At 63.8% G+C, this 12,266-nt stretch carries 10 protein-coding genes; all 10 read left to right on the top strand.

Annotation, left to right across the window (positions count from 1 at the left end):
* The first annotated feature begins 4 nt into the window (after positions 1-4).
* From ftsL to murB, 10 genes are read left to right on the top strand one after another with little or no spacing between them, the layout of a single operon-like run.
* Positions 5-382 (top strand): cell division protein FtsL, encoded by a 378-nt coding sequence (ftsL, locus tag NKJ15_RS12045; RefSeq protein ID WP_023676771.1) that lies wholly within the window; start codon positions 5-7, stop codon positions 380-382.
* 14 nt (positions 383-396) lie between these two features.
* A complete protein-coding gene (locus NKJ15_RS12040; RefSeq protein WP_352471555.1) occupies positions 397-2,124 on the top strand; it encodes a peptidoglycan D,D-transpeptidase FtsI family protein in 1,728 nt (575 codons plus the stop codon).
* A gap of 54 nt (positions 2,125-2,178) precedes the next feature.
* Positions 2,179-3,633 (top strand): UDP-N-acetylmuramoyl-L-alanyl-D-glutamate--2,6-diaminopimelate ligase, encoded by a 1,455-nt coding sequence (locus tag NKJ15_RS12035; RefSeq protein ID WP_352815452.1) that lies wholly within the window; start codon positions 2,179-2,181, stop codon positions 3,631-3,633.
* Positions 3,630-5,063 (top strand): UDP-N-acetylmuramoylalanyl-D-glutamyl-2,6-diaminopimelate--D-alanyl-D-alanine ligase, encoded by a 1,434-nt coding sequence (locus NKJ15_RS12030; RefSeq protein ID WP_352539518.1) that lies wholly within the window; start codon positions 3,630-3,632, stop codon positions 5,061-5,063. Before NKJ15_RS12035 ends, NKJ15_RS12030 begins: the two co-directional genes overlap by 4 nt.
* A gap of 24 nt (positions 5,064-5,087) precedes the next feature.
* The gene (mraY, locus tag NKJ15_RS12025) at positions 5,088-6,170 is read left to right on the top strand and encodes a phospho-N-acetylmuramoyl-pentapeptide-transferase (protein ID WP_023676767.1); all 1,083 of its coding nucleotides are present in this window, start codon (positions 5,088-5,090) and stop codon (positions 6,168-6,170) included.
* A gap of 8 nt (positions 6,171-6,178) precedes the next feature.
* Positions 6,179-7,579: a UDP-N-acetylmuramoyl-L-alanine--D-glutamate ligase gene (gene murD, locus NKJ15_RS12020; protein WP_352570481.1), complete on the top strand. Its 1,401-nt coding sequence runs from the start codon at positions 6,179-6,181 to the stop codon at positions 7,577-7,579.
* Positions 7,579-8,730, top strand: a complete 1,152-nt coding sequence (ftsW, locus tag NKJ15_RS12015; RefSeq protein WP_023676765.1) for a putative lipid II flippase FtsW — start codon at positions 7,579-7,581, stop codon at positions 8,728-8,730. Before murD ends, ftsW begins: the two co-directional genes overlap by 1 nt.
* Before the next feature lies 1 nt (position 8,731).
* The gene (gene murG / locus NKJ15_RS12010) at positions 8,732-9,859 is read left to right on the top strand and encodes an undecaprenyldiphospho-muramoylpentapeptide beta-N-acetylglucosaminyltransferase (protein ID WP_352539519.1); all 1,128 of its coding nucleotides are present in this window, start codon (positions 8,732-8,734) and stop codon (positions 9,857-9,859) included.
* Entirely contained in the window at positions 9,856-11,262 is a 1,407-nt protein-coding gene (gene murC / locus NKJ15_RS12005) for a UDP-N-acetylmuramate--L-alanine ligase (RefSeq protein ID WP_352471560.1), read from the top strand. Before murG ends, murC begins: the two co-directional genes overlap by 4 nt.
* Positions 11,259-12,224, top strand: coding sequence for a UDP-N-acetylmuramate dehydrogenase (gene murB / locus NKJ15_RS12000; RefSeq protein WP_352767746.1), 966 nt, complete (start codon positions 11,259-11,261; stop codon positions 12,222-12,224). Before murC ends, murB begins: the two co-directional genes overlap by 4 nt.
* Positions 12,225-12,266: the final 42 nt, after the last annotated feature.

Raw genomic sequence — 12,266 nt, 5'->3', positions numbered from 1 at the left:
GCACGTGTTTCGTACCAGCGACATAGTCCTGATCGCCGTCATGGTTTCAGCGGCTGCCCTGACCTACAAGACCAAGCGCGAGGCCGAGGAGCAACTGGCGGCAGTGCACAAGATCCAGGCGCAGATCCGTTATGAGGAGGACACGATCGACCTGCTCAAGGCGGACTGGAGCCTGCTTACCCAGCCGTCGCGCCTGCAGAAGCTCACCGAAATCTACAAATCGCAACTCGGACTCGAGCCGGTCAATGCGCGGCAGATCGTCGGGCTGGACGATCTGCCGGCGAAACCCGTCAACATCGAGGACCTTTCATCGCAGCGGCTGGGCGGCATGGCCGATATCGGCGGCAAGGATCCCGTGGTGACCGGAGGCATCGTCCAATGATCACCGGATTTCCAATGGCTGCCAGATTTCCAAAGATTGGCAGGCTGCTGAAGCGCGGTTCGAAGCCGGGTGCAGGCGGATCGATCGTGGTCGAAGGTGCCCGCAAGGCGACCGGTGGCAAGGGCAGGACTCGCATCGTCATGACCATGGCAGTGTTCTTCGGCATCTATTCGACCATTGCCGGGCGGCTGGTCTATCTGGGTTTCCAGAATCCCGACCTGTCGGGCGGCCCGCAGAGCCGGGTGACGGCATCGCGACCCGACATCGTCGACCGTAACGGCGAAGTGCTGGCGACCGACATCAAGACCGCGTCGCTGTTTGCCGAACCGCGCCGCATCGTCGATGCCGACGAGGCGATCGAAAAGCTGTCGACGGTGCTTCCCGAGATCGACTACGAGCAGACATACAACAAGCTGAAGAGCGGCGCCGGGTTCGTCTGGCTGCAGCGTCAACTGACGCCGAAGCAGCAGGCCGACATCATGCAACTCGGCATCCCCGGATTCGGCTTTCGCACCGAAAAGCGCCGGTTCTATCCGGCCGGCGAAACCTCGTCCTACATTGTCGGCCTCACCAACATCGACAATCAGGGCATCTCCGGCATGGAGAAATACATCGACGAACAAGGCTTGAGCGACCTTCAGGCGTCGGGTCTGGCGGTGGCCAAGGATTTGAAGCCGGTGCAGCTCTCGATCGACCTGCGCGTCCAGCATATCGTGCGCGATGAGGTCGCCACCGGCATGGAAAAGTACCACGCGATCGCGGCGGGCGCCGTCGTGCTCAACGTCAAGACCGGCGAGGTGCTGGCGATGGCGTCGGTTCCGGATTTCGATCCGAACAACCCCTATAACGCGCAGGACAAGGACCGGCTCAACCGTATGTCGGCCGGCCTCTATGAAATGGGGTCGACCTTCAAGAGCTTCACCACCGCCATGGCGCTCGATTCCGGCAAGATAACGCTGCAAAGCCGTTTCGACGCGTCGCGCCCGATCAGGATCGGCCATCAAACCATCCATGATTTCCATGGCAAGGGCCGGGTACTGTCGGTGCCGGAAGTGTTCATCTACTCCTCCAATATCGGCTCTGCCAAGGAAGCCGAAGCGGTTGGCATCGACGGACACCGCGAATTCCTGCATCGCCTGGGAATCCTCGAGAAGATGCAGACCGAACTGCCGGAAGTCGCTCGGCCGACCGAGCCCAAGGTCTGGAAGCAGGTCAATTCGATCACCATCGCCTTCGGCCACGGTGTGTCGACGACGCCGCTGCAGACAGCGGTCGGCTGCGCCGCGCTGATGAATGGCGGCTATCTGATGGACCCGACCTTCCTGCCGCGCACGCAGGAGCAGGCGATGGCGGTGGCCAAGAAAGTGGTCAGCGACAAGACGGTCGAGGGCATGCGCTATCTCTATGCACTCAATGCCGAAAAGGGATCCGGCCGCAATGCACGGGTGCCAGGATACCGGGTGGGCGGCAAGACGGGAACGGCGGAGAAGGTTGTCAACGGCCGTTACTCGAAGGAAAAGAATTTCAACGCCTTCGTTGCGGCTTTCCCGATGGACGATCCGCAATACATAGTGCTTACGATCGCCGACGAACCGAAGCCGGAAAAGCCCGGCATGGGTGGTACGGCCGCCTCGAACGCGGGCATCATGGCTGCAAACATCATCCGACGTGCGGCTTCCATGCTTGGCGTGAAGCCAGATTTCAGCCATGAAAATGGTGCAACGCTGGTTTCCTATCAGTGATTCTTGGGGCGCGCCGGCAACTGCGCGCTATTTTGTTGCGATGAACGGGGTTCGATGAAGCTGAAAAATCTAGCCGGTATCCTGCCTGTCGAGGGGACAGCTTCCTTCGACATGGAGGTTACAGGGATTTCGTCGGATTCCCGCCAGGTAACACGGGGCGTCGTCTTTTTCGCGCTCACCGGCTCCAAGGCGGATGGCGCAGCCTACGCAGCCGATGCCGCAAGCCGCGGCGCTGCCGCGATCGTGGTCGGCAAAGGCAGTGCGGTCGCCGGGCTGCCAGTCCCGGTTCTTGTCGTAGACGATCCGCGCCTTGCACTGGCGCTGAGTGCTGCACGTTTTTTCGGCATGCAACCGCAAACCATGGTCGCGGTGACCGGAACCAGCGGCAAGACCTCGGTCGCCGCATTCACCCGGCAGATATGGGAGCAGGCGGGTTTTGCCGCCGCCTCGATCGGCACGACCGGCGTGGTGGCGCCGGGCCGCAACGAATATGGCTCGCTGACCACGCCGGATCCGGTGGCACTGCACAGGCTGCTCAAGGAGCTGGCGGAGGCCGGCGTCACCCACGCCTCGATGGAAGCGTCCAGCCATGGCCTCGACCAGCGCCGGCTCGACGGCGTCAAGCTCGCGGCCGGCGGCTTCACCAATCTCGGCCGCGACCATATGGACTATCATCCGACGGTCGAGGACTATCATCGCGCCAAATTGCGTCTGTTCGACGCGCTGCTGCCGAAGGGCGCGCCGGCGGTCATCTTTGCCGACGCCCCGTGGTCGGAGCCGACGATCAAGGCGGCGCGGGCAGCGGGACTGAATGTGCTGACGGTCGGCCGCCACGGCGATTTCCTGCGGCTGAAGCGGGTCGAGCACGAGCGCCACCGCCAGCGCGCCGAGGTCGAAGCGGACGGCGTTCTCCATGAAGTCGACTTGCCGCTGGCTGGCGACTTCCAGATTGCAAATGCGCTGGTGTCGGCCGGCCTCGCCATTTCGACTGGTACATCTGTTGCCAAGGCGTTGATGGCGCTGGAGAAATTGAAGGGCGCGCCGGGACGGCTCGACCTTGTCGGGACGGCCGCCAACGGCGCGCCGGTCTATGTCGACTACGCGCACAAGCCGGATGCGCTGGAAAACGTGCTGGCTTCGGTGCGCCCCTTTACCACCGGCCGCGTCATCGTCGTATTCGGTTGCGGCGGCGACCGGGACCGAGGCAAGCGGCCGATCATGGGCGAGATCGCCACAAGGCTGGCCGAGGTGGTCATCGTCACCGACGACAATCCGCGCTCGGAAGTACCCGAGACGATCCGCGCCGCGATCCTGGAAGCCGCACCTGGCGCCATCGAGATCGGCGACCGGCGCAAGGCCATCCACGAGGCGGTCGGGATGCTTCACGCTGGCGACACGCTGATCGTGGCCGGCAAGGGCCATGAGGAAGGCCAGACCATCGGCACCGAGACGCTGCATTTTTCCGATCATGAGGAAGTTCGCTCGGCGCTGCGGGAGCAAGCGGCGTGAGCTATCTGTGGACCTCCGAGGCGCTGGTTGCCGCCATGGATGGCCGGCCGCTCGGTCCGATGCCTGAAGCCATCGCCGGCATTTCCATCGACAGCCGCAGCCTGCAGCCGGGAGACGCTTTCTTCGCCATCAAGGGCGAGGCCATGGACGGCCATGATTTCGTCACCGCCGCCATCAAGGCGGGCGCCGGCGTGCTGGTCGTCGCCGAGGGCAAGCTGCCGTCGCTGGGGCGGCTGACTGCACCGATGATCGTCGTGGAGGACGTGCTTGTCGCTCTGGAAAAGCTCGGCGTTGCGGCGCGCGCACGCTCAAAGGCCAGGGTGATTGCCGTGACCGGATCGGCGGGCAAGACCACCACCAAGGAAGCGCTACGCCACGCTCTCTCCGCGGTCGGTACGGTGCATGCATCGGCCCAGTCGTTCAACAATCACTGGGGCGTGCCGCTGACGCTGGCGCGCATGCCGCAGGATTGCGACTATGCCGTCTTCGAGATCGGCATGAACCATCCCGACGAGATCCGGCCGCTGGTCAAGATGGTCCGGCCGCATGTCGCCATCGTCACGTTGATCGCGGCGGCTCACCTCGGCTTCTTCCGCAACCTGGACGAGATCGCCAAGGCCAAGGCAGAGGTTTTCGAGGGACTGGAGCCCGGTGGCGCCGCCCTTCTCAACCGCGACGATGCGCGCTGGAAGCTGCTGGAGAAGATGGCCAAAGAGGCCGGCGTCGAGCATGTCTACGGGTTCGGCGAGAATGCCCGGGCGACCTTCAAACTGATCAAATGCGAGCTCAATGCCGATCACTCGGTCATCACCGCCAAGATTGGCGGGCACGAGATTGTCGCCAGGATCGGCGCGCCGGGCCGCCATATGGTGCAGAACGTGCTCGCGGTGCTTGGTGCCGCGCATCTGGTCGGTGCCGACGTTAACAGGGTTGCGCAGGCGCTGGCCGATCTTTCGCCCGAACGCGGACGCGGCAAGCGCTATGTGTTGCGTCATCCCAACGGGCCGATCACGCTGATCGACGAGAGCTACAACGCCAATCCCGCGTCGATGAGCGCTGCAATGGCACTGCTCAACACGACGCCGGTGTCGGGCGAGGGCAGGCGCATTGCCGTGCTCGGCGATATGCTCGAGCTCGGCAGCCATTCGGCGAAATTGCATGCCGCGCTTGCCGGTCTGATCGTCGGCACCGACACGCGCACGGTCTTTCTCGGAGGCCCGGAAATGCGGGCGCTGGCCGACGTTTTGCCCGACGAGATCAGGACGGAATACCGCGCCGGTGCGGAAGATCTGAAACCGGTTCTTCTATCGGAATTGAAGCCCGGCGACGTGGTCATGATCAAATCGTCGAAGGGCATAGGCTTTTCAAAGCTGGTCGAGGCGTTGCTCGGCAAGTTTCCGGCGGAAGCCACAACCAGCAGACAGACCTAGGATCGGTCCGGGGGACGCAAGCGCATGCTAACACTGCTCGTCGAATTTGCGGACAAGATCTCGGTCTTCAACGTCTTCCGCTACATAACCTTCCGCACCGGCGGAGCGCTGATCACAGCGGCACTGATCGTGTTCATTTTCGGACCGACCATCATCAATTCGCTGCGGCTGCGGCAAGGCAAGGGCCAGCCGATCCGTGCCGACGGGCCGCAGACGCATTTCAAGAAGGCGGGAACGCCGACAATGGGCGGACTGATGATCCTGTCCGGCATCGTCGGTTCGTCGCTGCTGTGGGCGAACCTGTCGAGCATCTACGTCTGGGTGGTCCTGCTGGTGACGCTGGGATTCGGCTCGATCGGCTTTTACGACGATTATCTCAAAGTAACCAAGCAATCGCATCTCGGCTTTTCCGGCAAGGCGCGGCTGGGGCTCGAATTCGTCATCGCCGGCATCGCCGCTTGGGTGATCATGCATAACGGCCAGGCGCCGTTCTCGTCATCGTTGACATTCCCTTTCGCCAAGGAGTTTCTCGTCAATCTCGGCTGGTTCTTCATCCCGTTCTCGTGCTTCGTCATCGTCGGCGCCGGCAATGCGGTGAACCTGACCGACGGTCTCGACGGGCTGGCGATCGTGCCGATCATGATCGCCGCCGCATCCTTCGGCGTCATCGCCTATCTCTCCGGCAACGCGGTGTTCGCCGAATATCTGCAGATCCATTTCGTGCCCGGCACCGGTGAACTTGCGGTGGTCCTTGGAGCGGTGATCGGCGCCGGTCTCGGCTTCCTCTGGTTCAATGCGCCGCCGGCGGCGATCTTCATGGGCGACACCGGCTCGCTGGCGCTGGGTGGGCTGATCGGCACGGTCGCGGTGGCGACCAAGCACGAGATCGTGCTGGTCATCGTCGGCGGCCTGTTCGTCGTCGAGATATTCTCGGTCATCATCCAGGTCGGCTACTTCAAGATGACCGGCAAGCGCGTCTTCCTGATGGCGCCGATCCACCATCATTTCGAAAAGCTCGGCTGGACCGAAAGCCAGGTGGTGATCCGCTTCTGGATCATCGCCGTCATCCTGGCGCTGGTCGGCCTGTCGACCCTGAAGCTCAGATAGGAGGCCGCTTGATCCCCGCCGCATCCTTTTCAGGCAAGCGCGTTTCGCTCTTCGGGCTCGGTGGCTCGGGGATTGCCACGGCGCGCGCGCTGATCGAGGGCGGCGCGGATGTGCTGGCCTGGGACGACAATCCCGACAGCGTCGCCAAGGCCGGCGCGGTCGGCATCACGACAGCGGACCTGCGCGGTGCGGACTGGGCGAGGTTTTCCGCCTTCGTGCTGTCGCCCGGCGTGCCGCTGACGCATCCCAAGCCACACTGGACCGTCGAGTTGGCGCGGGGCTCAGGCGTGGAGATCATCGGCGACATCGAGCTTTTCTGCCGCGAGCGGATGCTGCTGGCACCGGCAGCACCTTTCATTGCCATTACCGGCACCAACGGCAAGTCGACGACCACGGCACTGACGGCGCACATCCTAAAATCGGCTGGGCGCGACACGCAGATGGGCGGGAATATCGGCCGCGCAGTGATGACGCTCGATCCGCCGCAGCCTGAACGGCATTATGTGGTTGAGTGCTCTTCCTACCAGATCGATCTTGCCCCTTCGATCAACCCGACGGCCGGTGTGCTGCTCAACCTGACGCCGGACCATCTCGACCGCCATGGCACGATGCAACACTACGCCTCGATCAAGGAGCGGCTGGTGGCCGGCAGCGAGACGGCAATCATCGGTGTCGACGATTCCTGGTGCGCCCAGATCGCCGATCGGCTGGAGCGGGCCGGCCGGCAGGTCATCCGCATCTCCAAGCGGCTGCCGCTGACCGACGGCTATTTCGCTGACGGCACCAACTTAATGGAAGCCGTGCACGGCCGCTACAGCCGTGTCGCCTTCCTCGAAGGCATCGGCTCGTTGCGCGGCCAGCACAATGCGCAGAACGCGCTGGCCGCCGCCGCCGCCTGCCTCAAGGTCGGGCTCGAGCTCGGCGAGATCCAATCCGGACTGGAGAGTTTCCCTGGGCTGGCGCACCGCATGGAGCAGGTCGGCCGCAAAGGGCATGTGCTGTTCGTCAACGATTCCAAGGCGACCAATGCCGATGCCGCTGCACCGGCGCTGTCGAGCTTTGCGCGTATCTACTGGATTGCCGGCGGCCTGCCGAAAGAGGGCGGCATCGAGCCGTTACGCGGCTTCTTCCCGCGCATCGCCAAGGCCTATCTGATCGGCGAAGCCGCACCGGCCTTTTCGGCGACGCTGGGCGAAGCGGTGCCCTACGAGATATCAGGCACGTTGGCGGCGGCAGTCGAACACGCCGCCCGCGATGCGGCCAGGGATAGTAGCGGCGAGGCAGTGGTGCTGCTGTCGCCGGCCTGCGCCAGTTTCGACCAGTTCAAGAATTTCGAAGTCCGCGGCGAGGCGTTCAGGCAAGCCGCAACCGCCATTGATGGCGTGAAGCCCATCGGAGGGACACGATAATGCAAAGCCGTCTCGACAAAAGCCCCGTGGCGACCTGGTGGTGGACGATCGATCGCTGGTTCCTGGCGGCGTTCCTGTCGCTGATGGGGCTCGGCATCGTTTTGTCCTTCGCCGCAAGCCCGGCGGTGGCCGAGCGCATCGGCCTAGACAGTTTCCACTTCGCGACACGCCAGATTATCTTCACCATTCCGGCACTTGGGGTAATGCTGGCCGTCTCGTTCCTTGAATCCAGGCAGATCCGGCGCATGGCGCTGGTCATGTTGTGCATCATGCTGTTCCTGATGGTGGCGGTGCTCTATATCGGCGTCGAGGTGAAGGGCGCGCGGCGCTGGGTGTCGCTAGCCGGCCTGTCGATCCAGCCGTCCGAGTTCCTGAAACCGGCCTTCGTCATCATCTGCGCCTGGCTGTTCGCCGAGCACAAGCGCCAGCCCGACATTCCGGGCAATTTGTTCGCCATGTTGCTGCTTGCACTGGTCATCTCGCTGCTGGTGGCGCAGCCTGACCTTGGGCAGACCATGCTGGTGCTCGGCACCTGGGGGGTGATGTTCTTCATGGCCGGATTGCCGTGGTTGTGGATCGTCGCGCTGGGTGCTGCAGGCGTCGGCGGCGTGTTCGCCGCCTATGCAGTGTTCCCGCACGTTGCCGGCCGTATCGACCGCTTCATGACAGGCGAGGGCGACACGTTCCAGGTCGACATGGGCCGCGAGGCGCTGATCAATGGCGGCTGGTTCGGCGTCGGGCCGGGCGAGGGCACCGTCAAACGGGTCATCCCCGACAGCCATGCCGACTTCGTCTTCTCGGTCGCCGGCGAGGAATTCGGGCTGATCATGTGCTTCTTCATCATGTCCATCTTCGGCTTCATCGTGCTGCGCGGCCTCAACACGGCACTCAAGGAGCAGGACGATTTCACCCGCTATGCGGTTGGCGGCCTGGTCACGGTCTTCGGCCTGCAGTCGGTCATCAACATGGCCGTCAATCTGCAGCTGATGCCGGCCAAGGGCATGACGCTGCCGTTCATCTCCTACGGCGGCTCCTCGCAGATCGCGATCGCCATCTCGATGGGCATGGTGCTGGCGCTGACGCGCAAGCGCCCGGAAAAGCGCAAGCAGCTGGGCTTCATGCCGTCGCCGCGTGCGATGCCGGCGGAGTGAGATGGCCAAGGGGGTCATCCTTCTGGCGGCGGGCGGCACGGGCGGACATCTGTTCCCGGCCGAGGCACTGGCGCACGAACTGACCGGGCGCGGCTGGGCGGTGCATCTGGCGACGGACGAACGCGCCGAGCGCTTTGCCGGGCAGTTCCCGGCGGCCGCCATCCATCCGATCCAGTCGGCGACGATGGGGTCGAAAAATCCTTTTGCCGTGCTCGCCGCATTTTGGAAAATCTGGCGCGGGGTGCGGCAGGCATCGGCCGTCATCGCCAGCGTCAAGCCCGCCATCGTGGTCGGCTTCGGCGGCTATCCGACGCTGCCGCCGCTCTATGCCGCGACCCGGCGCAAGGTGCCGACGCTGATCCACGAGCAGAACGCGGTGATGGGCCGTGCCAACCGGGCGCTCGCCGGCCGCGTCGACGCTATTGCCGGTGGTTTCCTACCGGAAGACACAAGTGCTACAGGCGTCAAGACGGTGACCACCGGCAATCCGGTCAGGCCGCAAGTGCTGGAAGCGGCGAAGACGCCTTATGCCGCATCGGCCGGTGAAGAGCCGTTCCGATTTCTGGTGTTTGGCGGCAGCCAAGGCGCGCAGTTCTTTTCCGATGCGGTGCCGGCGGCGATCGCCCGGCTTTCCGATGCACAGCGCAGGCGGCTGGCGATCACCCAGCAGGCGCGCGCCGACGATGTGACGCGGGTGAAAGCCGCCTATGCCACGCTTGGCATCGAGGCCGAGGTGTCGCCCTTCTTCACCGACATGGCGGCGCGGCTGGCGGCGGCGCATCTGGTGATGTCGCGCTCCGGCGCATCGACCGTATCGGAAATCGCGGTGATCGGCCGGCCGGCGCTGCTGGTGCCTTATCCGCACGCGCTCGACCACGACCAGGCGGCGAATGCGGCGGCCCTTGCGGCAGCGGGCGGCGCCGAGGTGCATCCGCAATCCACGCTTTCGGCGGAGCGGATCGCCGTGCTTGTCGGCGGGCTGATGGATGATCCAGGCAAGGCGGCGACAATGGCCGCGGCGGCGAAATCGTCCGGAAAACCGGATGCCGCGCGGTTGCTCGCCGATCTGACAGAGGCTATTGCGTCCAGGAAATCCGTTTCGGAATTCAGGAAGGAGACGCACGCATGAAGATGCCACAGACGATCGGCCTCGTGCATTTCATCGGCATTGGCGGCATCGGCATGAGCGGCATCGCCGAGGTGCTGCACAATCTCGGCTACAAGGTGCAGGGATCCGATCAGGCCGACAGCGCCAATGTGCAGCGGCTGCGCGACAAGGGCATCGAATGCTTCGTCGGCCATCAGGCCGAAAACCTCGGCGAGGCCGAAGTGGTCGTCGTCTCCACCGCAATCAAGAAATCCAATCCGGAGCTGAAGGCGGCGAGAGAGAAGTTGCTGCCGATCGTGCGGCGCGCCGAAATGCTGGCCGAACTGATGCGCTTCCGGCAAGCGGTGGCGATCGGCGGCACGCATGGCAAGACGACGACGACTTCGATGGTGGCGACGCTACTCGAAGCCGGCGGGCTCGACCCGACGGTAATCAATGGCGGCATCATCAATGCCTATGGCACCAATGCCCGCATGGGAGACGGCGAATGGATGGTGGTCGAGGCCGACGAGAGCGACGGCACCTTCCTCAAGCTGCCGGCCGAGATTGCCGTCGTCACCAATATCGACCCCGAGCACCTCGACCATTACGGCTCCTTCGACAAAGTGCGCGAAGCGTTTCGTCAGTTCGTCGAGAATGTGCCGTTCTACGGCTTCGGTGTGATGTGCACCGACCACCCCGAGGTGCAGGCGCTGGTCGGCCGCATCGAGGACCGGCGCGTCATCACCTATGGCGAAAATGCGCAGGCCGACGTGCGCTTCACCAATCACCGCATGGACGGCCCGACTTCGGAATTCGACGTGGTGATCCGCGACCGCAAGACGCACGGCCAGATAACGATATCAGGCCTGCGGCTGCCTATGCCCGGGCGCCACAATGTTTCCAATGCGACGGCGGCGATTGCCGTCGCGCATGAGCTCGGCCTTTCGGCTGAGGCAATCAAGAAGGGCCTGTCGTCCTTCGCCGGCGTCAAGCGCCGTTTCACCCATACCGGTTCGTGGAACGGTGTCGATGTGTTCGACGATTACGGCCATCATCCGGTCGAGATCACGGCGGTACTAAAGGCTGCGCGCAGCGCTACCAAGGGTCGCATCATCGCCGTTACCCAACCGCATCGCTTCACCCGGCTGCGCGATCTGTTCGACGAGTTTTCCGTCTGCTTCAACGATGCCGATACGGTAATGGTGGCGCCCGTCTATGCGGCCGGCGAGGAGCCGATCGACGGCGTTACGTCCGACGCACTGGTGTCGCGCATCCGCTCCGGCGGCCATCGCGACGCACGCTACATCGAAGGTCCGGCGGCGATTGCGCCGATCGTGCGCGAGGTGGCGAAGCCGGGCGATTTCGTCGTCTTCCTCGGCGCCGGCAACATCACGCAATGGGCCTATGCGCTGCCCAGGGAACTCGGCGGGACCATCTCATGATGCGCGGCCAGGCGTTGATCGAGAAGCTTGGCGACCGGCTTGCCGGACTGCGCGGCCGCATCATGCCCAATGCCGAGATGGACAAGATCACCTGGTTTCGAGCCGGCGGGCTGGCGGACGCATTGTTCCAGCCGGCCGACGAGGACGATCTTGCCACGTTCCTGAAGGCGGTGCCGGAGGAAATTCCGCTGACCATCGTCGGCGTCGGCTCGAACTTGCTTGTCCGTGACGGCGGCATTGCGGGCTTTGTCATCCGGCTTTCGGCCAAAGGCTTTGGCGAGACCGAAGTGATTGCGCCGACCACGATCAAGGCGGGTGCCGCGACACCCGACAAGCGCCTTGCGGCCGTTGCCTACGAGGCCGGCATCGGTGGCTTTCATTTCTACCACGGCATTCCCGGCGCCATTGGCGGAGCGCTGAGGATGAACGCCGGCGCCAATGGCGTCGAGACGCGCGAGCGCGTGGTCGAGGTGCGGGCACTCGACCGCAAGGGCAATGTTCATACGCTGAGCAATGCCGATATGGGCTATGCCTATCGCCATTCAGCGGCGCCGTCCGGGCTGATCTTCACGTCGGCGCTGCTCGAAGGCATTCCTGAGGACAAGGCGGCGATCAAGGCCGCGATGGATGCTGTCCAGAACCATCGCGAGACCGTGCAGCCGATCCGCGAAAAGACCGGTGGCTCTACCTTCAAGAATCCTGAGGGCACCTCCGCCTGGAAGGAGATCGACAAGGCCGGCTGCCGCGGCCTGATGGTCGGCGGGGCGCAGATGTCGCCGATGCATTGCAACTTCATGATCAACACCGGAACGGCCACGGGCTACGAGCTTGAATATCTCGGTGAGACGGTGCGTGCGCGCGTGCTCGAAAGATCAGGCATCCGGCTGCAGTGGGAGATCAAGCGCATCGGTAATTTTCGGCCGGGCCATGCCGTCCAGGAATTTCTCGGGCAGTTGCTTTAGGCAAGCTGACCGCCGTTGCCTTTCGGACTCATGAATTCACAT

Source organism: Mesorhizobium sp. M0207, assembly GCF_040321995.1.
GTDB lineage: Bacteria > Pseudomonadota > Alphaproteobacteria > Rhizobiales > Rhizobiaceae > Mesorhizobium.
Note: the sequence above shows the minus strand (reverse complement) of the source record. Positions and strands in the feature narration are given on the sequence as shown.